Origin of the sequence: Nonomuraea sp. LP-02 (genome assembly GCF_036289125.1) — a bacterium.
GTDB lineage: Bacteria > Actinomycetota > Actinomycetes > Streptosporangiales > Streptosporangiaceae > Nonomuraea > Nonomuraea bangladeshensis.
The window spans coordinates 894,619-917,224 of sequence record NZ_JAXCLK010000001.1 but is presented as its reverse complement, the minus strand read 5'-3'; the positions used below and the strand labels follow the sequence as shown (position 1 = coordinate 917,224).

Here is a 22,606-nt window from a genome sequence, read left to right as displayed (position 1 = left end):
GCGGGCGGGTCGTCGTCAGCGCGCGTGTCCGCCGATGCCGCGACGCCGTCATCGGTCACTCCCGCCCCACATCCCGATGGCTCACCTGGACCTCCATGCCGCGGTCACGCAGCCGGGCGGCGACCTGCTCGGCCATGGCCACGCTGCGGTGCTTGCCGCCCGTGCAGCCCACCGCGAGCGTCGCGTAGCTCTTGCCCTCGCGCGCGTAGCCGGCCGCGACCACCTTCAGGACCTCCTCGTACGCGTCGAGGAACTCCTTGGCGCCCGGCTGCCCGAGTACGTACTCGCTGACGGAGGCGTCGAGCCCGTTCATGGGCCGGAGCTCCGGCACCCAGTGCGGGTTGGGCAGGAACCGGCAGTCCACGACGAGGTCGGCGTCGACCGGCAGTCCGTACTTGAAGCCGAAGGACACCACGTTGAGCCGCAGCCCCGGCCGGTCCTCCCCGCCGAAGTACGCGACGATCTTGTTGCGCAGGTCGTGGACGTTGTGCGAGGAGGTGTCGATCACCAGGTCGGCGTTGGCCCGCACCTCGCGCAGGATGCCCCGCTCGCGGGTGATGCCGTCGACCAGCCGCCCCTCGCCCTGCAACGGGTGGGGCCTGCGGACGTTCTCGAACCGGCGCACCAGCTCCTCGTCGCTGGCCTCCAGGAACACCACCCGCACCCGGACCCCGCGGGCCTCCAGCTCTTCGATGGCCGCGTTGAGGTCGGTGGTGAAGGCGAGGCTGCGTACGTCGACCACGGCGGCGACCTTGTCGGCGGCCAGCTTGACCTTGCCCGCCTCCTCGGCCATGGCGAACAGCAGCCCCGGCGGCAGGTTGTCGATGACGAACCAGCCCAGGTCCTCCAGCGCCTTGGCCGCGGTGCTGCGGCCCGCCCCGGACATGCCGGTCACGATGACGAACGCCGGGTCGGCGCTCATCTGCTCTTTCCGCCCGTCAGCCCGGTCACCGGCACTGCCCTCACGGCTGTCCATGTCAAAGCCCTTCCCGGCCGACATCGCCCGCCGGCCCACCGATCCGGGCGCATTTCGTACGGCGGCCGTCCGGCACACCCGGCCCGGTCATCGCGGCACGCCATCCACCATAGCGGACGTCGGCGATCGCAGAGCGCGACGCAACCCATGCACGCCGTCGCCCTGTCACCGCGCCCCCTCTTCCCGAGGCGCGAACTCCCCGGCGCCACCCCCGCCCCCAGAGCCGTCCGCCCCAGCCCCGCCCGCGGAACTCGCCGTCTCAGCCCCGTTCCCGGAACGCGCCGCCTCAGCCCCGCCCTCAGCACCCGCCGCCACCTCAGCCGTGTCCTTGGGGCCTGTGGCAGCGTTCCCCGTCATGCCCTCCGCGGACGCGGGCCGGGGCGACCCGCCCGCCAGCGTGGCGACGATGACCTCGGCGGTGGCCCGCCCGATGCCCGGCACCTCGCAGATCTCGGCCGCGCTCGCCTCGCGCAGCTTCTTCACCGACCCGAAGTGCTTGAGCAGCGCCTGCCGCCGCGCCGGCCCGAGCCCGGGAACGCCGTCGAGCGCGCTCTCCTTGATGCTGCGCGACCGCTTCGACCGGTGGTAGGTGATGGCGAAGCGGTGCGCCTCGTCACGCACCCGCTGCAACAGGTAGAGCCCTTCGCTGGACCGGGGCATGATCACCGGCTGGTCGTCGCCCGGCAGCCAGACCTCCTCCAGCCGCTTGGCCAGCCCGCACACCGCCACGTCGTCGATGCCGAGCTCGTCGAGCGCGCGCTGGGCCGCGGCCGCCTGGGGGCCTGCGCCGTCGACCACGACCAGGTTGGGCGGATAGGCGAACTTGCGCGGCCGGCCCGTCTCGGGGTCGATCGGGCCGTGCCCGCCCTCCTCGCCGCGCCCGCCGTCCTCGTCGTACTCGTCGGGGACCAGCTCGCCGGTGTCGGACCGTTCCTGCAGGTAGCGGCGGAACCGGCGGAGGATCACCTCGTGGATCGAGGCGACGTCGCCCTCCTTGGTCTTGACCGCGAAGCGCCGGTATTCGCTCTTGCGCGCCAGGCCGTCCTCGAAGACCACCATGGAGGCGACGACGTTCTCGCCCTGCAGGTGGGAGACGTCGTAGCACTCGATGCGCAGCGGCGCCTGGTCGAGGTCGAGCGCGTCGGCGATCTCCTGCAGCGCCTTGCTGCGGGTCGTGAGGTCGCTGGCGCGCCGGATCTTGTGCTGGGCGAGCGACTCCTTGGCGTTGCGCGCGACGGTCTCCATGAGCGTGCGCTTGTCGCCGCGCTGCGGCACGCGGACCTCGACCCGGGCCCGGCGCTGCTCGCTCAGCAGCTCGGCGACCGCGTCGCTGTCGGGCGGCAGAGCGGGTACGAGCACCTCACGCGGCATCGACTCGGCGCCGGCCTCGGCGTACATCTGCAGCAGGAACTGCTCGACCAGCTCGCCCGGCGTGGTCTCCTCGACCTTGTCGACCACCCATCCGCGCTGTCCGCGGATGCGCCCGCCGCGCACGTAGAAGACCATGACGGCGGCTTCGAGCGGATCCTCGGCCAGGGCGATGACGTCGGCGTCGGTGCCCTCGCCGAGCACGACCGCCTGCTTCTCCAGCGCGCGCTGCAGCGCCTGGACGTCGTCCCTGAGCCGGGCGGCGCGCTCGTACTCCTGCTCGGAGGCGGCGGCGCGCATCTCCTTCTCCAGCCGCTTGATGAAGCGGCTGGTGTTGCCCGCCATGAAGTCGCAGAAGTCCTCCGCCAGCTCGCGGTGCTCGTCGGGGGTGACGCGGCCGACGCACGGCGCGGAGCACTTGTCGATGTAGCCGAGCAGGCAGGGACGGCCGATCTGCCCGGCCCGCTTGAACACCCCGGCGCTGCACGTGCGTACGGGGAAGACGCGCAGCAGCAGGTCGACGGTCTCGCGGATGGCCCAGGCGTGCGAGTAGGGGCCGAAGTAGCGGGTGCCCTTGCGCTTGGCGCCGCGCATGACCTGCACGCGCGGGAAGTCCTCCCCCATCGTGACCGCGAGGTAGGGGTAGGACTTGTCGTCGCGGTACTTGACGTTGAAGCGCGGGTCGTACTCCTTGATCCAGGAGTATTCGAGCTGCAGCGCCTCGACCTCGGTGCCGACGACGGTCCAGTCCACGTCGGCGGCGGTGGTCAGCATCGACTGCGTGCGCGGGTGCAGCGCGGAGAAGTCGGCGAAGTACGAGTTGAGCCGCTGACGCAGGCTCTTGGCCTTGCCGACGTAGATCACCCGGCCGTGGGCGTCCCTGAACCGGTAGACCCCCGGGGACTCGGGGATCGAACCCGGCTCCGGCCGGAAACTCACAGGACTGCGCGCAGATCTGGCCACATTTGAAGCCTAGTAGCCCCCACCGACAGACTCGTCCGCCCACCGCCGAGCCCGCCCCACCGCACGCCGGCGCCGGACACGGACGGCGCCGGACACGCGGACGCGGGCCCGCCTCGCGCCGTGGCGGGCCCGCGTCCTCACGCCCTCATCACCGTCGATCAAGTCACCGTCAGTCAGACGATCATCAATCAGGTGACCGTCGATCAGGCCAGGGTGATCTGGTCACCCTCGACCTTGATCGCCTGCTCCGGCAGCGGCCCCTGGGCGGGCCCGCCCGTCACAGCCCCGTCGGCGATGTTGAACGTGCTGTTGTGGCACGGGCAGACGATGTTGCCACCGTCGACGCTGCCCACCACGCACCCCTTGTGCGTGCAGACCGCGCTGAACGCCTTGAACTCCCCCTCGGTGGGCTGCACGACCACGATCTTCTGGTCCTTGAGGATCGTGCCGCCCCCCACGGGGATGTCGGCCGTCTTGGCCAGTGCGCCGCCGGCCTGCGGCGCGCTGGACTCGGTGGCGCCCGCGGTAGGTGCGGCGGAGCCGGTGGCGTTGCTGCCGGTCGCCGTGTCGGTGCCGGTCGCCGTGTCGCTGCCGCCACAGGCCGCGAGGGCCAGCGTGAGGCCGCCCGCGCCGACGCCCGCTATCACTGCCCGTCGGCTTCGAAGGTCATCTCCCATGCGGATCACCCAACCGCAGCCAGGTGAGAAATTCATGAGACCTGCATGAGAGACGCCCACCGGTCCGCTAAGCCAGGCGGATCTTGCCGCCGTCCACCGTGATCTTCTTCTCCGCGAGCGGCTCGGGCGCGGGCCCGTCGGTGACCGAGCCGTCCTCGATGCTGAACTTGCTGCCGTGGCACGGGCAGTTGATCGTCTTGTTCTGTACGGTGGCGACCGTGCAGCCCGCGTGCGTGCAGACCGCCGAGAACGCCTTGAAGTCGCCCTCCACCGGCTGCGTGACCACGATCTTCTGCGCCTCGAAGACCTTGCCGCCGCCCACCTCGATGTCGGAGGCGTCGGCCAGCGCCTTCTTGGCCGGCTTCTTCTTCGGCGCCGCGGACGACGCCTCGTCGGCCGGCTCGTCCTCGGGCGCCGCGCTGGCGTCGGTCGTCGGCGTGCCGTAGCTCGCGCACGCCGTCAGGAACGCCGCGAGCCCGGCGCCTCCCGCGCCCAGCATCATCGTCCGGCGCGTCGTATCCGTCATGGTGCGTCCTCCCAGGTTGCTTCTCCTTCAGGTACGGGCAGCGCCCGCGCGCCGGTTCAGCGTGCCCGAACCCAATCCGGGGGACCACGTAGAAATACCCGCTCAGGCCACCACGATGCCGTCGCCCTCCACCTTGACCGCGATGGCGGTCAGCGGCGCGGTGGCCGGCCCCTTGTTGGGGGCGCCGCTGTCGGCGGCGAACTCACTGCCGTGGCAGGCGCACCTGATGATGTTGTCCTTCGGCGTGCTGACGGTGCAGCCCTTGTGCGTGCAGGCCGCGCTGAACGCCTTGTAGACCCCCTGCTGCGGCTGCGTCACGACGAGCTTCAGGTCGCCGATGAGCTTGCCGCCGCCCACGGGTACGTCGGCCGTCTTGGCGATGACCTGCCCCTTCAGGCTGGGACGCGCCTGGGCACCGCCCGTGCCGCAGGCGGCGAGCGCCACTCCGCACACCGCCACTCCGGCCACCCCGAGCACCTCACGCCGCCCGGGCACGCCCCCGGACCCCCGCGCGGACCCCCGTCCAGCCACGCCACCGTCCGCCCGTACGGCCACGTCGCTCCGCTCCTGCCGCGTCGTGTCCTCCGGCCGCCCGTCTCCAGGCATGGCTCCGCCCCGCTCCGTAACTGTCATGATCGCCTCGACCCTTCGCGTCGCCGCTGACCCCCTGCAGGTCAGGCCGTTACCCGTGCCACAACTGTATTGCCGCACCCCGCCGGTCCCGCTTCCGGGTATGTGCTCCGGGCGGGACCGGCGTCGGCTCAGCCGGCGCTCGTCACGTGCTCAGACGGACAGGATCTTGCGCAGGAACCGCCCCGTGTGGCTCTCCTCGACCAGCGCGACCTCCTCCGGCGTGCCGCTGGCGACCAGCATGCCGCCCCGCGAGCCGCCCTCGGGCCCCATGTCGATGATCCAGTCGGCCGTCTTGATGACGTCGAGGTTGTGCTCGATGACGATGACGGTGTTGCCCCCGTCGACCAGCCGCCCGAGCACGCCCAGCAGCCTGCGGATGTCCTCGAAGTGCAGACCGGTGGTGGGCTCGTCGAGCACGTAGATCGTCCGGCCGGTCTGCCGCCGCTGCAGCTCGGAGGCGAGCTTGACGCGCTGCGCCTCGCCGCCGGAGAGCGTGGTGGCCGGCTGCCCGAGCCGTACGTAGCCGAGACCCACGTCGTGCAGGGTCTGCAGGTGACGCCGGATCGCCGGGATGGCGTCGAAGAAGCCGAGCGCCTCCTCGATCGGCATGTCGAGCACCTCGGCGATCGTCCGGCCCTTGTAGTGGACCTCCAACGTCTCCCGGTTGTAGCGGGCGCCGTGGCAGACCTCGCAGGGGACGTAGACGTCCGGCAGGAAGTTCATCTCGATCTTGATGGTGCCGTCGCCCGCGCACGCCTCGCAGCGGCCGCCCTTGACGTTGAAGCTGAAGCGCCCGGGCTGGTAGCCGCGCACCTTGGCCTCGGTCGTGGCCGCGAACAGCTTGCGGATGTGGTCGAAGACGCCGGTGTAGGTGGCCGGGTTGGAGCGCGGGGTGCGCCCGATCGGCGACTGGTCGACGTGGACGACCTTGTCCACGAGGTCCATGCCGTTGATGCGCGAGTGCCGCCCCGGCACCGTACGCGCCCCGTTGAGCTCCTTGGCCAGTGCGTTGTAGAGGATGTCGTTGACCAGCGTCGACTTGCCCGACCCCGACACGCCGGTGACGGCGGTGAACACGCCGAGCGGGAAGTCGATGTCGACGCCCTTGAGGTTGTGCTCGCGCGCGCCCTTGACGGTGATCTGCCGCTTCTTGTCGCGCTTGCGCCGGCCGGACGGCACCTCGATGCTCCGCCGCCCCGACAGGTATTGCCCGGTCAGCGACTCCTCGCTGCTCAGCAGGTCCTGTACGGTGCCGGACACGACGACCTGGCCGCCGTGCTCGCCCGCGCCGGGACCGATGTCGACCACCCAGTCGGCGGCGGCGATGGTGTCCTCGTCGTGCTCGACCACGATCAGCGTGTTGCCCATGTCGCGCAACCTGACGAGCGTGTCGAGCAGCCGCAGGTTGTCGCGCTGGTGCAGGCCGATGGAGGGCTCGTCCAGCACGTAGAGGACGCCGACCAGGCCGGAGCCGATCTGCGTGGCCAGCCGGATGCGCTGCGCCTCGCCACCGGCCAGGGTGGCCGCGGCGCGGTCCATGGTGAGGTAGTCGAGACCCACGTCGAGCAGGAACCCTAGGCGCGCGTTGATCTCCTTGACCACGCGCTCCGCGATGTGCATGTCGCGGTCGGACAGCTTGAGCTCGGCCAGGAACTGGGCGCACTCGCCGATGGACATCGACGCGACGTCGGCGATCGACCTCTCGGCCACCGTGACGGCCAGGGTGACCGGCTTGAGCCGGGCGCCCTTGCAGGCCGGGCACGGGATCTCGCGCATGTAGCCCTCGAACCGCTCGCGGCTCGAGTCGCTCTCCGCCTCGGCGTGGCGGCGCTGCACCCAGGTGATGACGCCGGTGTAGTCGGTGTAGTAGGAGCGCTGGCGGCCGTAGCGGTTGCTGTAGCGGACGTGGACCTGCTCGTCGGCGCCGTAGAGCAGGGCCTTCTGCGCCTTCTTCGGCAGTTGCTCCCACGGGGTGTCGATGGCGAAGCCCATGGCGTTGCCCAGCGCCTCGATCATCCGTACGAAGTATTCGCTGGTGTGGCCCCCGGACCACGGGTGCAGCGCGCCCTCGCGCAGCGTGCGCTCCGGGTCGGGCACCACCAGGTCGGGGTCGACCTCCATCTTGGTGCCGAGGCCGGTGCACTCGGGGCAGGCGCCGAACGGGGAGTTGAAGGAGAACGAGCGCGGCTCCAGCTCCTCGAACGACAGGTCGTCGTAGGGGCAGTAGAGGTGCTCGGAGTAGAACCGCTCACGGCCCGGGTCGTCCTCGGGCAGGTCGACGAAGTCGAGGGTGATCGTGCCGCCGGACAGCTGCAGCGCGGTCTCGACCGAGTCGTTGAGCCGGCGGCGCGCCGACTCCTTGACCGACAGGCGGTCGACGATGACCTCGATGTCGTGCTTCTCGTACTTCTTCAGCGTCGGCGGCTCCTCCAGCCGCACCACCGTGCCGTCGACCCGGGCCCGCGCGAAGCCCTTGGTCTGCAGCTCGCGGAACAGCTCGGCGTACTCGCCCTTGCGCCCGCGCACGACCGGCGCGAGCACCTGGAAGCGGGTGCCCTCGTCGAGGTCCATGACGCGGTCGACGATCTGCTGCGGCGTCTGGCGGGCGATGGGCCGCCGGCACACGGGGCAGTGCGGCTTGCCGATGCGGGCCCACAGCAGGCGGAGGTAGTCGTAGACCTCGGTGATGGTGCCGACGGTCGAACGGGGGTTCTTGCTGGTGGACTTCTGGTCGATCGACACCGCGGGCGACAGGCCCTCGATGAAGTCGACGTCGGGCTTGTCCATCTGGCCGAGGAACTGGCGGGCGTACGCCGACAGCGACTCGACATAGCGCCGCTGGCCCTCAGCGAAGATCGTGTCGAAGGCCAGGCTCGACTTGCCCGAGCCGGATAGGCCGGTGAAGACGATCAGCGAGTCTCGCGGCAGATCGAGCGAGACGTCCTTGAGGTTGTGTTCTCGTGCACCACGCACGATCAGGCGGTCGGCCACGGCGATCCCGGTAGTCGAAAGGCGGATAGGTCCACGGGGGATGGTAGACGGGGGCTCCGACAATTTCGGCGGCCCGCAGTGAGTCCTCCGAAAACCCGTCCCTCTCAGATTACGGCCATCTGCCGGCTCGGCAGGATGCCTTCTGATGCGAACGCCTTGACCTGGTGTTTTATGCCCTTCCGGGACCCGGGCGGGCCGCCGGCCGACATGCCGGACCGGCACACAGGGAGATCCAAGGGCGAGGCGTTAGGCTGGTGCTCGTGGGGCGGACGTTCCTGTTCGGCCGCGCGGGACGGTCTTCACCCGCCGCCGTCGTGGCTGACGACGCCGGCCCCCGCTGATCTGCCCGCGACGCCCCCGAAGGACTGTTCATGACCTACACAGGTGACGTCCAGGTCGGCGGTCCCGCCGACGTGCGCGAGCTGCCCGCGCTGACCGTCTCCAAGCTCGCCGTCGGCCCGTTCGACAACAACGCCTATCTGCTGCGCTGTACGGAGACGGGCGAGGGCCTGCTCATCGACGCCGCCGCCGAGCCCGACCGCCTGCTCGCGCTGATCGCCGACCAGCCGCTCGGCGCGATCGTCACGACGCACCAGCACGGCGACCACTGGCAGGCGCTGGAGCAGGTGGCCAAGGTGACGGGCGCGCAGGTGATCGCGCACCCGCTCGACGCCCCCGCGCTCCCGCTGCCGGCCGGCCGCACGGTCGAGCACGGCGAGACGATCCCGCTGGGCCGCGTCTCGCTGGAGGTCATCCACCTGCGCGGTCACACGCCCGGCTCCATCGCCCTGCTGTACGACGGCGGCGAGGCGGGGCCGCACCTGTTCACCGGCGACTCGCTGTTCCCTGGCGGCGTCGGCAACACCTGGAAGGACGCCGAGCGCTTCAACCAGCTCTACGACGACGTGGTCACCCGCGTCTTCGACCGTCTGCCGGACGAGACCTGGGTCTACCCGGGCCACGGCAAGGACACCACCCTCGGCGCCGAGCGCCCCTCCCTGCCCGAGTGGAAGGCCCGGGGCTGGTAGTCCCGCCGGGCTCCGAGGTCAGCGGCGGGCAGGGTCAGCTGCGGGGCAGGGTCAGCTGCGGGCGGGCGCGCGCGGAGCGTCGCCGTCAGCCCGCGCTGCGCCGGCTCCATGGTCGGCTTGCCGGGATGCCGCGTACGCGTGTGCTCTCGCGGCGTCGCCGACCTGGATCCATAAAAACCGAAATATGCCGAAAAATCCCGTTAGTTGTGGATTCGCTCGGCTACCCGGCGCTGCTCCCGCTTGTAGAACATCATCCGCAGCGGGATCGCCGCCACGAGCGCGATCTGCATGGTCGCACCGATCTTGATCGGCAGGTCACCGCCCTCGGGCCAGGCCACCCAGAAGGTGAGGAAGGCCACGTTGACCATGATCCAGCCGAGGACGACCGCCGCGAGCTGCCCCTTCGGCTTGGGGTACTCGATCCGGCTGACCATGAGCCAGGCCACGCCGAGAACGCCGACCAGCGTCCAGATGCTCGGCTGGAACAGCAGCACGATCGAGATCACCGTCATGGCGCCCATCGGGATGGGCAGCCCCATGAAGTCGCCGCTCTTGGTCTTGACGCAGGCGAACCTGGCCAGCCGTACGACCCCGGCGACCAGCACGGACGCCGCCGCCACGAGCACCGCCGCGAACGGCACCTGGTCGGTGAACCCGCCCCAGATCACCACCATGAACGCGGGGGCGAACCCGAAGCTGATGACGTCGGCGAGGTTGTCGAGCTCGGCGCCCATCGCCGAGGCCCGGAAGCGCCGCGCCACGAGGCCGTCGAACAGGTCGCACGTGGCGCCGATGAGCAGCAGCACGATCGCGGTGGCGAAGTAGCTCGGATCGGGCGTGAAGCGCCCGCCCGCGACCTGGAGCTGCTGGATGGCGGAGTAGGCGAGCACGCACACGGCGAGGAAGCCGCAGACCGCGTTGCCGATCGAGAGCGAGTCCGCCGCGGAGAGGCGGAAGGCCTTGCCGACCGGGCCCCGCGGTTCTTCCTCGCTCGCCTGCCAACTGCCGGCGTCAGCCGCGGTCAATTCTGGTCACCCCCGCAACCGTCTTCTCCCCCACGGACACCGCGGGCGAGATCCCTTCGGGAAGGTAGATGTCGACGCGCGAGCCGAACCGGATGAGCCCGATCCGGTCGCCCTGGGCGACCTTCGCGCCCGAGGTCAGATAGGGCACGATCCTGCGCGCGACCGCGCCCGCGATCTGCACCATCTCGATGTCACCCAGCGCGGTCTCGAAATGCCACACCACACGCTCGTTCTGGTCGCTGTCCTTGTTGAACGCCGGCAGGAACCCACCTGCCACATGCTGCACGGAGGCGACATTTCCCGCAAGAGGGGCGCGGTTGACGTGGACGTTCAGCGGACTCATGAAGATCGCGACCCGGGTGCGGCCGTCGGGCCAGGGGTCGATGCTCTGCACCACGCCGTCGGCGGGCGACAGGACGCGCCCCTTCCCGAAGGTCCGGTCGGGGTCGCGGAAGAACCAGAGCATCCCCCCGGTGAGCGCGCTCAACGGCACCGCCGCGAACGCCCATCGCCGGTCCTTGCGCGTCAGCAGCGCGGTGGCGGCCGCCGTGGCCGCCGTCGGGAGAAGCCACGGGGAGACCCCGCGTGCGAGCCGGATGCCGCTCGACTTAGCAGAATCGTCTGACACGTACAACCTTTGGTGGTGACTGGACTGGGCGCTTTGCCATGATGTTACAGAACTCGCAACTATTACACGGCACGGCTACACAAAGCAAAGCGCCTCGAAGCCCGTCGCGCTAGACCTGCTCAGGATGCGGCTGCTCGCCCCTCCGCGCGTCGATGCGCGCCTTGATCAGGCTGGCCCCGGTCGTGATGACCATGGTGGTGCCGATGACCGTGAGCGAGACCCAAATGGGAATTTCGGGCGCCCAGGAGACATTGCTGGAGTGCAACGCTTCCAATACCAGCTTAACCCCGATGAACCCGAGAATGAACGCCAAACCATAGCTGATGTACACCAGCCGCTGCAGCAAACCGCCGAGCAGGAAGTACAGCTGACGCAGCCCCATCAGGGCGAACGCGTTGGCCGTGAAGACGATGTAGGGGTCCTGCGTGAGCCCGAAGATGGCCGGAATCGAGTCGAGCGCGAACAGCAGGTCGGTGGTGCCGATGGCGATCATCACGATGAGCATCGGGGTGACCATGCGCCGTCCGTCGATCTTGACGGTGATCTTCGATCCGGCGTAGCCCTCGGTGGTCGGGAAGGCCTTGCGCACCCAGCGGAGCAGGAGGTTCTCGTTGAAGTCCTCCTCCTCGCCCTTGAGGTGCTGGCGGACGATGTTGACCGCGGTGTAGACGAGGAAGGCGCCGAAGACGTAGAACAGCCAGCTGAAGCGCTCCAGGGCCGCCGCGCCGAGCGCGATGAAGATGCCGCGCATGACCAGCGCCAGCAGGATGCCGACGAGCAGCACCTTGTGCTGGTAGGCCCGCGGGACCGCGAACCTGCTCATGATGATGAAGAAGATGAACAGGTTGTCGACGCTCAGGCTGTATTCGGTGATGTAGCCGGCGAAGAATTCCCCGGCTTTGACGCCGCCGAGAGTGGCCCACAACACCACCCCGAACGCGATGGCCAGAATGACGTAGAACGTCACCCAGTAGCCGGCCTGCCGCATGGAGAACTCTCGCGCTTCGCCCCGGTCCACGATCCACAGGTCGAGTGCGAGCACGACCAGGAGTCCGCCGATCACGGCCAGCCAAGCCCACAGGGGTACCATCACGTTTCAACCCTCCGGCATGCACGACTCATTGCCGGAGGTCTCTCCCGCCCGCGAACCGCGGACCGGCAGCCCCGGGGGCCCCGTGGAGCGGGGCTGCACCGTGATGACGAGGCTGTCGCGAAGGGATACTCCCCTCCCTAACCCAGGCAGTATACGAGAACGCCTTATCCCCGCCTAATCATCCCGGGGTATCCGCCCCGTCTCGTACACATTCAGGACGCTCTCCACTGCTTCGTCGCCGTCCGGCATCTCCCGTCCTCGCCGCACGGCCGCCGCCGCCAGCCGTTCCGCGGTCCCCGGCTCCTCCAGCAACCTCCGTACGGCCTCACGCAGCGCGCGAACGTCTCCATAGGGAGCGAGAATCCCGGCATCCCCCACGATCTCCGGGATCCCCCCTACTGCGGTGGCAATCACCGGTTTCCCGGCCATGAGAGCCTCCCTGATGCTGAGGGGCTGGCCCTCCCAGCGGGTGGCGGTCACCACGGCGGTCGCCGCGCCGAGCAGATCGGGCACGTCGTCGCGGTTGCCGAGCAACATCACAGGAAGCCCCTCGGCCGCGATCCGCCGCTCCAACTCCCCACGCAACGGCCCTTCACCGGCAACCACGAACAGCGGCCTCCCCCGCCCCGCCCTGCCCTTGCCGTCGGCCGGAGCCTCTTCCCGCGGCCCGGCGGAAACATCGAGTTCGGCCGGAACCTCTTCCCGTGGCCCAGCCGAGACATCGAACTCAGCCGGAACCTCTTCCCGTGGCCCAGCCGAGACATCGAACTCAGCCGGAACCTCTTCCCGTGGCCCAACCGAGACATCGAACTCAGCCGAAGCCTCTTCCCGTGGCCCAACCGAGACATCGAACTCAGCCAGAGCCTCTTCCCGTGGCCCAACCGAGACATCGAACTCAGCCAGAGCCTCTTCCCGTGGCCCAACCGAGACATCGAACTCAGCCAGAGCCTCTTCCCGTGGCCCAGCGGCTACATCGAACTCAGCCAGAGCCTCTTCCCACGGCCCGACGGCGACGTCGAGCAGGGTTTCCAGTCCCTTCTGCTGGGCCAGCCGCGCGACCGTCAGCAGGATGGGCCGCTCCCCCGCGCCCAGCTCGTCAGCGACCTCGCGCGGGGTGCGCTTCGCCGGGCGCAGTGGCGGCGCGGGCACCACGGCGGCCCGGACGTCCCGCGCCCCGAGCCCCGTCATGCGCTCGCCAAGGTCGGGCGAGACCACCAGCACCCGGTCGGCCCGCCGGGCCACGATCCGCTCCAGCACCCCGTAGACGAACCCGACGAGCCCGCCCGCGGTCAGCGCGTTGTGCAACGTCACCACCAGCAACCGGCGCCGCCCCGATGTGCCGAGCGGCACCGGCGACCGGCGACGCCCCCATGTGCCGAGCGCCGCCAGCGCCCCGGCGCGCAGCCCGTGGGCGTGCACGACGTCGGCGTCCCGCGTCACCCGCCGCAGCGCGAGCACCGCGCGCACGTCGGCCGCCGGACGAGGCCGGTCCGCCACGGCCACCTCCACGAAGCGCGCCCCCGCCTCGCCGTACGCGAACTGCTCCTCCACGCTGCGCGGCCCCGCCACGAGCACCTGATGCCCCCGCCGCGTCAGCCCTTCGGCCAGCATCCGCACATGCCGACCCGTACCGCCGGACGTGGTGCCCAGCACGAACGCCACCCGCACGCCCACCCCTCCCTCAGTTGCAACACTCACCCGCGACCAGCCGGCTCCAGCCCCTCAGCCCACCGGCTCTCCACACCAACGGCCTTCCAGCTCCAACGGCCACCCAAGCCCGATGATCTCGAGTCTGAGATCTTCAAACCGACAACTTCCAGTCCGATGACCTTCAGTCCCGACCGCCCTACAAGTCTCCCGAAAGCCCACCCGTTCCGACGGGCCTCCCTCCCGGGGCCTTCAGCCCGACGGCCCTCCATCCCGAAAGCCCCCATCACCACCCCGCCGGCACGTCAGCCTCGGCGGCGGCGCAGCATCGCGGTCACCGCGCCGGCGTCGGCCCGGTCAACGACGGCCGCGACCGCGCCGCCCACACCCGCCGCCACCACGGCGGCGAGCACCGCGGCGCCCACGTTCGCCCAGATCCCCTCAGCCCCGAGCCATCCGGCCACGGCGTCCCCGGCGAGGTAACCCAGCGCCCCGCCGCCCGCCGCCGCCCCCAGGGCCCGTCCCAGTCCGGTCGCGGCGCCACCGCCCCGCGCCCGTACGACGGCGCCCAGCAGCAGCACCCCGCCCGCCGTCATACCGATGCTCATGCCGAGCGCCATACCGCCGACCTGCCACCCTGCGGGCAGCGCCAGCGCGAGAACGGTCTGCGCGACCATCGTCACGGCCCACCCCGCCACGGTGCCGGCCGCCGCCTCCCGCCCGCGCCCGGCCGCGTACAGCACCCGGCTGAGCTGCGCGATGAGCCCGTAGCCCACCAGCCCCGGCGCGAACAGCGCGACCGCCCGCGCCAGATCCACCGCGGGCACCTCACTCTTCATCCCGAGGAACACCACCGCTCCCGGCCCGGAGGCCGCCGCCAGCACGCCGGCCGCCAGCCCCGAAACCAGCACCACGGCCCGCGTGGTGCGCGCCGCCAGCCCCGCGAACGCCTCGGCGTCCCCGGCCTGCGCGGACAGCCGGGGAAACGCGCTGGTGGCGATGGGCACGGCCAGCACCGCGTACGGCACCAGATAGATCGCCCACGCGTAGTTGTAGACCGCGATCGCCCCGGTGCCGACCACGTTGTTGGCCAGCAACAGCACCACGATCATGGCCGCCTGCTGCGCCAGCAGCGCCGCGACGCCCGCGAGCGCGAGCCGGCGCACCTGCCCGGCCACTCCGTCGGGGAAGCGCAGCACCGGCCGCCACCGCAGCCCCAGCCGCGCCGCCGGCCCGAGCACGGTGAGCACCAGCGACAGCACCCCCAGGCTGGTGCCCACGGACAGCGCCAGCTCAGCCGGCCCGGGCACGGTCGCCGGGTTGCTGTCGCCTCCGCTGAGCGGCACGAACATCAGGTACGCCACGATCACCACGATGCTCGACACGAGCGGCGCCACCGCCGGCCCGGCGAAGCGGTTGTGCGCCTGCAGGACGCCGTAGAGCACGACGGCGACGCCGTACAGCGGGATCTGCGGCGCGAACACGGCGAGCATGCGCGCCGCCACGGCAGTGACCGCCTCGACGTCGGGACACCCGTCGAGCTGCGACCCGAAGAACAGCCCGATGACCGGCCCGGCGAACACCGCGGTGAGCACCGCCAGCGGCACCAGGACCACGACCACCCAGGTCAGCAGCGCCGAGCCGATCCAGCCGGCCCGCTCACGGTCGCCCTCGCCGCCGTCGGCGTGCCGGGCCAGCACCGGGACGACCATCCCGGCCAGCGCCCCGCCGACGACCACTTCGAAGATGATGTTGGGGATCTGGTTGGCCGTCATGTAGGCCGAGGCCAGGCAGTTGGTGCCGACGGTCTGCGCGAAGGCGTACTGCTTGGCGAAGCCCGCCACGCGCGCCAGCACGGTGATGGCCCCGATGAGCACGGCCCCGCCGGCCACGCCCCGCGCCGTCACGACTCCCATCCGGCCTCCCTCGCCCCCGCGCGGGCTTTCCGCGCGGACATCATCCTGGCAGGCCGCGCCGACACTCGCGCGTCACGGGGGGCCACCTGTGGATAACGCGGACCGACCGGGTCAGGCGGGCGCTACGGGCCGGCGGCCGAGCATGTCGATGCGGTTGAGCACCGGGTTCCCGGCGATGACCTTGGTGAAGCTGATCTTCTCCGAGGCGGCGGTGAGCGCCGCCACGGTGCCGAGCAGGGCGTAGCGGCCGGGCCGGCCGAGCCGGGTGACGGCGGCCAGGCCGAGCAGCGCGCCCAGGGCGTTGGCGCCGGCGTCGCCGAGCATGGCACGCTCGCCGAGGTCGTCGGGCAGCAGCGCGGCGGCCGCGCCGAGCGGCAGGGCGGCCAGTGCCGCGGCGGCGGGTGAGCCGCGCAGCAGCGAGGCGGCCAGCAGCGGCCCGCCGGTCAGCAGGGCGACCTTGATGGCGCGGCCGGGGCGCAGGTCGAAGAGGTTGGCGAGGTTGGCGGCGCCGGCGATGGCGGCCCCGTTGACCAGGACGTCGAGCGGGCCGCCGCCGGCGATCGCGGCGGCGCCGAGCCCGGTGGCGCCGATGCCGAGGATCTTCACCGCGCCGCTGGTGACCTCGCCGCGGGTCAGCGCGGTCAGGTGGCCCTTGAAGCCTTTGGAGGACGTCGTGCCGTACAGGTCGTCGTAGGCGCCGAGCGCGCCGCTGCCACCGCCCGCGACGAGGGCGGCCAGGCGCAGCCGGCCGGGCAGGCCGGGCGTGAGCGCCGCCGCCGCGCCCGCCCCCGCGACGAACGCGGGGCCCTCCAGGAGCGTGATGGGCTCGCCGCGGTGGTTCTTGCGCGTCCAACGGCCGGTCAGGTCGTCAGGCAGCCGGTTGCGGGTGAAGGCGGCGTAGGCGGCGCGGGCCGCGACGGCGCCGATGGCGGCGCCGGCGAAGGCGTGGAGCAGTCCTCGGGCCATGTCAGCTCCCTGACTGGGCGGATGGGGTCGGGCTGGGGGTGACGGCCGCCGGCAGGGCCGCGGTGGCGCCCTTGCCGATGCCGTACTGGCCGGCGTGCCCGGCCAGTTGTTCCCGCAGAGCGTAGACCATCACGACGCGGCCCACGGGCATGTCGGCGGTATCAACGGTGGACACGCGCTTGGAGACCTCGCTGTCGTCGCGGACGGCGCCGATGAGGTCGCCGGGCAGCGCGATGTTCGCGGCGGTCCCGGCGAGCACGGTGCCGCCGGCCGCCACGTCGAGCCCGTCGGCGACCGAGACCAGCGCCCCGGCCAGGGCCTCGGCGGTCTCGCCCTCGAACGGCTTCTCCGGCGCGAACATGACGGCGAGCGTGGCCCGTTCGGCCGGGTTGTCCTCGACGTTGAGCAGGCCGCCGGTCTCGAACGCGTCGAGCACGCCCGCGGTGGCGGTGTTGGGGGTGCCGGCCTGGGCGGAGTCGTTGGTGACGAGGGCGCCGGCCAACAGCGAAGCGGCACGGTCGTAGCTGGTGGCGGTGGCGGGGAAGACCATGTTGGCCGGTTTGAGCTGGTCGACCAGCCCGTCGATGACGCCCTTGCTCTCGGGGTCGAGGAACTTCTCCGTCAGCGTGACCCGCCCGCTGACCTTGGCGCCCGCCTCGTCCAGCACCTGCTGGGCGGCCTCGCGCACGCTCGTGCTGGAGCCGGGCGTCTCGATGAGCAGCACGCGCTGCCCGGCGAGCTCGGAGGCCACCATCTGCGGGGTGCGGGCGGTGATGAACGCGTCGTTGCCGGCCTGCCGCCCGCGCAGCGCGTCGAGGTCGGCGCGCAGGCCGTTGTTGGCGCTGGTCAGCTCGTCGCTGGTGCGCTTGGCCAGGTCGAGCGCGGGGTCCTGGAGCAGGGTGGTGCCCAGGATGATGCCCACCGCCAGCGCCAGGAAGATCGCGACGATGGAGACGAGGTGATAGCGGAAATCGATCACGAGAAGAGTCCGACCAGCCAGAAGATGAACGCGTTCCAGACGTCTTGCAGGCCGTTCAGCCACGTCTTGCCGAGCGGCGAGAAGACCAGCGCGACGCCCATCGTGAACAGCGCGGTGAGCACGAGGAGCAGCAGCTGCGAGGTGGAGATGCGGCTGCGGTAGAGCCTGCTGACGCCCTTGGCGTCGATGAGCTTGCTGCCGATGATGAGCCGGGTGAGGAAGGTGCTGGCCATGCCGGAGCGCCCCTTGTCGAGGAACTCCTCCAGCGTGCCGTGCGTGCCGACGGCGACGATCAGCTCGGCACCCTTGTCGTCGGCGAGGAGCATCGCGATGTCCTCGCTGGTGCCGGTGGCGGGGAAGATCACCGCTTCGCGGCCGAGCTGGTGCACGCGCTCCAGGCCGGGGGCCCGGCCGTCGCGGTAGGCGTGCACGACGAGCTCGGCGCCGCAGGTCAGCGCCTTGGTGGAGACCGAGTCGAAGTCGCCCACGATCACGTCGGGCAGGTAGCCGGCCTCCAGGAGCGCGTCGGCGCCGCCGTCGACGCCGACCAGGACGGGCCGGTATTCGCGGATGTAGGGGCGGAGGGTGGCGATGTCCTCCTTGTAGTGGTATCCGCGCACGACGATGAGGACGTGCCTGCCCTCCATCTCCGTGCGGATCTCGGGCACGCCGACGCCGTCGATGAGGAGCTTGCCCTCGCCGCGGACGTACTCCATGGTGTTGACCGCGAACGCCTCGATCTGCACCGACAGCCCCGCCCGCGCCTCGGCCATGGCGGCCTCGACCGCTTCGAGGGTCTGCTCCTCGCCCTTGCCGATGACGTCGTCGTCCAGGTGGACGACGCCGTCGCAGAGCCGGACGACGTCGCCGTCCTTGACGCGCTCGAACAACTCCGGGCTGGCGTTGTCGACGAATGGCACGCCGGCCTCGAGCAGGATCTGCGGCCCCAGGTTGGGATAGCGGCCGCTGATGCCGGCCGCGACGTTGACCACGGCGGCGGCACCGCATGCGACCAGGGCCTCCGCGCTGACCCGGTCCACGTCGACATGGTCGATGATCGCGATTTCACCGGGCCCGAGGCGCTTGGTGAGCCTCTTGGTGCGCCGGTCGATCCTCGCCACTGCCGTGATGCCGGGAAGGTCGCCGACCTTCCTGCCGCGGAGGCCCGGCAATCTGCTTCCCGGAACCTTCATCATGACCATCCTGCCAGAGCGAAACAGCGGAGAGGCCACGCATCACGTGGCGTGTCCACTATGTCACCCACGATCACCTGTCCGCCGCGGCGAGCCCCAGCAGCTCCTCAGCGTGCGCCCGGCCGAGCTCGGAATCCTCCAGACCCGCCAGCATGCGCGACAGTTCGCGTACGCGGCCCTCGTGGTCGAGCGTGGTGACACCGCTGCGCACCACGCTGCCGTCACTGGCCTTCTCGACCACCAGATGCTGGTCGGCGAAGGCCGCCACCTGCGGCAGATGTGTGACCACAATCACCTGCGCCGTGCGGGCCAGCCGGGCCAGCCGGCGGCCGATCTCGACCGCCGCCTTGCCACCGACCCCCGCGTCCACCTCGTCGAAGACGAACGTCGGCACCGGATCGGCGCCCGCGAAGACGACCTCGATGGCGAGCATGACGCGGCTCAGCTCGCCACCCGAGGCGCCCTTGGTGAGCGGCAGCGGCGGCGCGGCAGGATGGGCGGCCATCCGCAGCTCGACCTCGTCGACGCCCTCCGGCCCGAACTCGGCGCTCCGCGTGAGCTGCACCACGACTCGGGCGTGCGGCATGGCGAGCGCCGTCAGCTCCTCGGTGACGGCCAGGCCGAACCGCTCGGCGGCGGCCTCGCGCACCCGGGTGAGCTCGGCGGCGAGGTCGGTGAGCTTGTCGGTCAGCTCGTCGTGCTCGCGGGTCAGCTCGTCGATGCGCTCGTCGTCGTTCTCCAGCTCGGCTAGGCGGGCGGCGGCGCGCTGCGCCCAGGCGAGTACGCCGGCGCTGTCGGCGCTCTGCTCGCCGTATTTGCGGATGAGCCCGGACAGCACCGAGCGGCGCTCCTGCACGACCGCCAGCCTGGACGGGTCGGCCTCGATCGACTCGGCGTAGGAGGCGAGGTCGGTGGCGACGTCGGAGATGAGGTAGCCGGCCTCGGCGAGCCGGTCGGCGACCCCGGCGAGCTGGGCGTCGAAGTCGCGCACCGCCTCGACGGCCGCGCGGGCCTCGCCGAGCAGGGAGATCACGTCGTGGGCGCCCCCCGCGGCCTCCATGGGGTCGCCGAGCAGCGCGGTGTGGGCCGTGGTGGCGGCGCTGCGCAGCGCGTCGGCGTGCGAGAGCCGCTCCTCCTCCTCGCGCAGCTCGACGTCCTCGCCCGGCTTGGGGTCGACCTTCTCGATCTCCTCCAGGCCGAAGCGGAGCAGGTCGGCCTCCTGGGTCCGCTCCCGGGCGCGGGTGGTCAGCTCCTCCAGCTGCACGGCGACCTGCTTGTGCCGTTTGTACGCCTGTGTGTACGCCCGCAACGGCTTGACCAGCTCCTCGCCGGCATACCGGTCGAGCGCGGCGCGCTGCCTGGCGGGCTGGAGCAGCCGCTGCTGGTCCATCTGCCCGTGCACGGCCACGAGGTCGTCGGCGAGGTACGTCAGAGTGCCGACAGGCACCGTGCGCCCACCCAGCCACGCCCTGGAGCGGCCCTCCGCCGAGACGGTACGCGAGATGATGAGCTCGCCGCCCTCGACGTCGCCGCCGGTGTCCTCGACCTGCTGGGCCACCCGGCCGCCAGGCTCGACGACGAGCGTGCCCTCGACCCTGGCCCGCTCGGCCCCCGGCCGGATCCTGGACGGGTCGGCCCGGCCGCCGAACAGCAGCCCGAGCCCGGTCACGACCATCGTCTTGCCCGCGCCGGTCTCACCGGTCACCACGTTGAAGCCCGGGCTGAGCTCTAGGACGGCCTCGTCGATGACGCCGAGCCCCTGGATGCGGACCTCCTCGACCCTTGGTCGCACTGCCCACTCCCGTCACTGCTGTGCCTGCCGATCACACGGCCCGTTCCCCGAACACGTGTGCCCACGCGATCCTACGCGGTCCTGCTTCCATTCACTCAGGGTCGCACCCTTCCGCGCCAGCCCTGGACGGGCAGCTCGAACTTGGCGACCAACCTGTCGGTGAACGGCGCGCCGGTGTCCTCGACGCCGTGCAGCCGCGCCAGCCGGACCGGCTCGGCACCCCTGCGCACCTCCACCCTCGTGCCGGACGGCAGCTCGAAGCGGCGCCGCCCGTCGCACCACAGCACCCCGCCGGGAGTATCCGGCAGGATCTCCACAGCGAGGGTGGACCGCGGCGAGACCACCAGTGGCCTGGCGAACAGGGCGTGAGCGCTGATGGGCACCGTGAGCAGCGCCTCGACCTCAGGCCACACGACCGGCCCGCCCGCGGAGAAAGCATAGGCGGTCGAGCCGGTCGGCGTGGCGCAGATCACGCCGTCGCAGCCCCACCGCGACAGCGGCCGGCCGTCGATCTCGGCGACGACCTCCAGCATGCGCTCCTGCTTCTCGACCGAGGCCTCGTTGAGCGCCCACGTGTCGGCCAGGATCTTGCCGTTCTGCCGGGCGAGAACGTCGATCGTCATGCGCTCCTCGACGTCGTACCGGCCCGCCACGACCGCGTCGACGGCCCCGGCCAGGTCGTCGACCTCGGCCTCGGCCAGGAACCCGACGTGCCCCAGGTTGACCCCCAGCAGCGGGGTGCCGGCCGGTCTGGCCAGCTCCGCGGCGCGCAGCAGCGACCCGTCGCCGCCGAGCACGATCATGACCTCGGCGTCCTTGGCCGCGCCGGGGTCGTCGCCGGGCACGGCCTCGACCCCTGCGCAGCCGATCTCCCCGTACTCGGATTCGAGCACCCGGACGGCGATGCCCGCGTCCACCAGCCGGTTGATCACCAGGCGGGCGCTCTCGACGGCGGCGTCCCGCCCGGTGTGTACGGCGACCAGCACGGTCCGTTTCATTGCGGCCCTTCCGCCACGGCACGCTCGATCTCGGCCTCCAGGTCGGCGACCGGAGGCTCGCCCTCTCCCTTGCCCAGCCAGAGCAGGTATTCCACATTGCCCGACGGCCCCGGCAGCGGGCTCGCGGTCACACCGCGCACGCTCAGCCCCAGCTCCAGGGCCTTGGCGGCGGCGTCACGCACGGCCTGCGCGCGCAGCACGGGATCGCGGACCACGCCGCCCGCCCCCACGAGCTCCTTGCCCACCTCGAACTGCGGCTTGACCAGCATCACGAAGTCGGCGCGCGGCGCAGCGACGGCGGCCAGCGCGGGCAGCACCAGCCGCAGCGAGATGAACGACAGGTCGCCCACGACCAGCGTCGGCGGCTCCCCCACCATCTCCGGGGTCAGGTCGCGGACGTTGACCCGCTCCATCACCGTCACCCGCTCGTCGGTGCGCAGCGACCAGGCGAGCTGGCCGTAGCCGACGTCGACGGCCAGCACGTGGGCCACGCCGCGGCGCAGCAGCACGTCGGTGAACCCGCCGGTGGACGCGCCCGCGTCGAGGCACCTGCGCCCTTCGACGGCGAGCGCCGGGAACGTCTCCAGTGCGCCGAGCAGCTTGTGCGCGCCGCGCGAGACGTAGTCGGGACCGTCGGGGGAGGTGGCGACGACGATGGCGGAGGCGGTGTCGACCTGGGTGGCGGGCTTGCGCGCGGTCTGGCCGCCGACGGTGACCCGGCCCGCGTCGATGAGCTGGGCCGCCTGCTCACGCGACCTCGCCAGGCCGCGGCGCACCAGCTCGCTGTCGAGGCGGATGCGCCGGCTCACCGGTCTCCCCGCGGCGGGAACCCCATGCCCTGGTTCATCTGAGCGGCCCGCGGATCACCCGGCTGGCGGGGGTCGGCGAGGTGAGCCATTTCCTGGCGCTCCGGCTGGTGGGCCGCGCGCGCCATCTCGTGCACGGCCCGCGCCGGGTCGTCGTCCACGGCCCCCAGTGCGGCCTCCAGCGCCGAGAACGCCTCGTCGAAGATCCGCGGATGCTCGCCCACGGGCAGCTCGCCCAGGCGGCCCAGGCCGGCCACGATGGCGTCGACCCGGTCGTCGCCGGTCTCGTGCGGCAGCTCACTCATGACTCGACCGTAACGCCTCCCGCGAGCACCCGGGACCTTGGCAGGCGTGTCACACGTTGTAGGTCGTACGGGGGTGCTAGTCATGTGGAACGCTAC

At 71.4% G+C, this 22,606-nt stretch carries 19 protein-coding genes; 1 reads left to right on the top strand and 18 read right to left on the bottom strand.

Annotated features, from left to right (window positions below):
• Positions 1–55 precede the first annotated feature (55 nt).
• The 6 genes from rapZ to uvrA all read right to left on the bottom strand — a co-directional run bounded on the left by rapZ (position 56) and on the right by uvrA (position 8,134).
• Positions 56–922 (bottom strand): RNase adapter RapZ, encoded by an 867-nt coding sequence (rapZ, locus tag SMD20_RS04260; RefSeq protein ID WP_329575046.1) that lies wholly within the window; start codon positions 920–922, stop codon positions 56–58.
• A gap of 219 nt (positions 923–1,141) precedes the next feature.
• A complete protein-coding gene (uvrC, locus tag SMD20_RS04255; RefSeq protein ID WP_329575044.1) occupies positions 1,142–3,283 on the bottom strand; it encodes an excinuclease ABC subunit UvrC in 2,142 nt (713 codons plus the stop codon).
• Positions 3,284–3,510: 227 nt separating this feature from the next.
• On the bottom strand, positions 3,511–3,984 hold the full coding sequence (locus SMD20_RS04250; protein ID WP_329575043.1) for a Rieske (2Fe-2S) protein: 474 nt from the start codon (positions 3,982–3,984) through the stop codon (positions 3,511–3,513).
• Between the two features lie 67 nt (positions 3,985–4,051).
• On the bottom strand, positions 4,052–4,510 hold the full coding sequence (locus tag SMD20_RS04245) for a Rieske (2Fe-2S) protein (RefSeq protein ID WP_329575041.1): 459 nt from the start codon (positions 4,508–4,510) through the stop codon (positions 4,052–4,054).
• Positions 4,511–4,612: 102 nt separating this feature from the next.
• Positions 4,613–5,116, bottom strand: a complete 504-nt coding sequence (locus tag SMD20_RS04240; RefSeq protein ID WP_329575039.1) for a Rieske (2Fe-2S) protein — start codon at positions 5,114–5,116, stop codon at positions 4,613–4,615.
• Between the two features lie 177 nt (positions 5,117–5,293).
• Positions 5,294–8,134, bottom strand: a complete 2,841-nt coding sequence (gene uvrA / locus SMD20_RS04235; protein WP_329575037.1) for an excinuclease ABC subunit UvrA — start codon at positions 8,132–8,134, stop codon at positions 5,294–5,296.
• A gap of 371 nt (positions 8,135–8,505) precedes the next feature.
• Here uvrA and SMD20_RS04230 point away from each other — a divergent pair, with 371 nt between their 5' ends.
• On the top strand, positions 8,506–9,162 hold the full coding sequence (locus SMD20_RS04230) for an MBL fold metallo-hydrolase (protein ID WP_329575035.1): 657 nt from the start codon (positions 8,506–8,508) through the stop codon (positions 9,160–9,162).
• A gap of 200 nt (positions 9,163–9,362) precedes the next feature.
• Here the strand turns inward: SMD20_RS04230 and pssA are convergent, their stop codons facing one another.
• From pssA to SMD20_RS04170, 12 genes are all read right to left on the bottom strand, one after another.
• Positions 9,363–10,187: a CDP-diacylglycerol--serine O-phosphatidyltransferase gene (gene pssA, locus SMD20_RS04225; protein WP_329575034.1), complete on the bottom strand. Its 825-nt coding sequence runs from the start codon at positions 10,185–10,187 to the stop codon at positions 9,363–9,365.
• Positions 10,174–10,815, bottom strand: coding sequence for a phosphatidylserine decarboxylase (locus SMD20_RS04220; RefSeq protein WP_329575031.1), 642 nt, complete (start codon positions 10,813–10,815; stop codon positions 10,174–10,176). Before SMD20_RS04220 ends, pssA begins: the two co-directional genes overlap by 14 nt.
• A gap of 109 nt (positions 10,816–10,924) precedes the next feature.
• Complete coding sequence (locus SMD20_RS04215; protein ID WP_329575029.1) at positions 10,925–11,908, bottom strand: TerC family protein; 984 nt, start codon at positions 11,906–11,908, stop codon at positions 10,925–10,927.
• 174 nt (positions 11,909–12,082) lie between these two features.
• Positions 12,083–13,576, bottom strand: a complete 1,494-nt coding sequence (locus SMD20_RS04210; RefSeq protein ID WP_329575026.1) for a glycosyltransferase family 4 protein — start codon at positions 13,574–13,576, stop codon at positions 12,083–12,085.
• Between the two features lie 284 nt (positions 13,577–13,860).
• The gene (gene murJ / locus SMD20_RS04205; protein ID WP_329575023.1) at positions 13,861–15,471 is read right to left on the bottom strand and encodes a murein biosynthesis integral membrane protein MurJ; all 1,611 of its coding nucleotides are present in this window, start codon (positions 15,469–15,471) and stop codon (positions 13,861–13,863) included.
• Between the two features lie 111 nt (positions 15,472–15,582).
• The gene (locus tag SMD20_RS04200) at positions 15,583–16,437 is read right to left on the bottom strand and encodes a hypothetical protein (protein WP_329575021.1); all 855 of its coding nucleotides are present in this window, start codon (positions 16,435–16,437) and stop codon (positions 15,583–15,585) included.
• A 1-nt stretch (position 16,438) separates the two neighbouring features.
• On the bottom strand, positions 16,439–17,416 hold the full coding sequence (locus SMD20_RS04195) for a copper transporter (RefSeq protein WP_329575019.1): 978 nt from the start codon (positions 17,414–17,416) through the stop codon (positions 16,439–16,441).
• Complete coding sequence (gene steA, locus SMD20_RS04190) at positions 17,413–18,609, bottom strand: putative cytokinetic ring protein SteA (RefSeq protein ID WP_329592420.1); 1,197 nt, start codon at positions 18,607–18,609, stop codon at positions 17,413–17,415. Before steA ends, SMD20_RS04195 begins: the two co-directional genes overlap by 4 nt.
• A 73-nt stretch (positions 18,610–18,682) precedes the next feature.
• Positions 18,683–20,401 carry a DNA repair protein RecN gene (recN, locus tag SMD20_RS04185; RefSeq protein ID WP_329575016.1) on the bottom strand — a complete coding sequence of 573 codons (1,719 nt, stop codon included), beginning with the start codon at positions 20,399–20,401 and terminating at the stop codon, positions 18,683–18,685.
• Positions 20,402–20,496: 95 nt separating this feature from the next.
• Positions 20,497–21,399, bottom strand: coding sequence for an NAD kinase (locus SMD20_RS04180; protein ID WP_329575013.1), 903 nt, complete (start codon positions 21,397–21,399; stop codon positions 20,497–20,499).
• Positions 21,396–22,208 (bottom strand): TlyA family RNA methyltransferase, encoded by an 813-nt coding sequence (locus SMD20_RS04175; RefSeq protein WP_329575012.1) that lies wholly within the window; start codon positions 22,206–22,208, stop codon positions 21,396–21,398. Before SMD20_RS04175 ends, SMD20_RS04180 begins: the two co-directional genes overlap by 4 nt.
• Complete coding sequence (locus SMD20_RS04170; protein ID WP_329575009.1) at positions 22,205–22,510, bottom strand: hypothetical protein; 306 nt, start codon at positions 22,508–22,510, stop codon at positions 22,205–22,207. The genes SMD20_RS04175 and SMD20_RS04170 overlap by 4 nt, the downstream gene beginning before the upstream one ends.
• Positions 22,511–22,606: the final 96 nt, after the last annotated feature.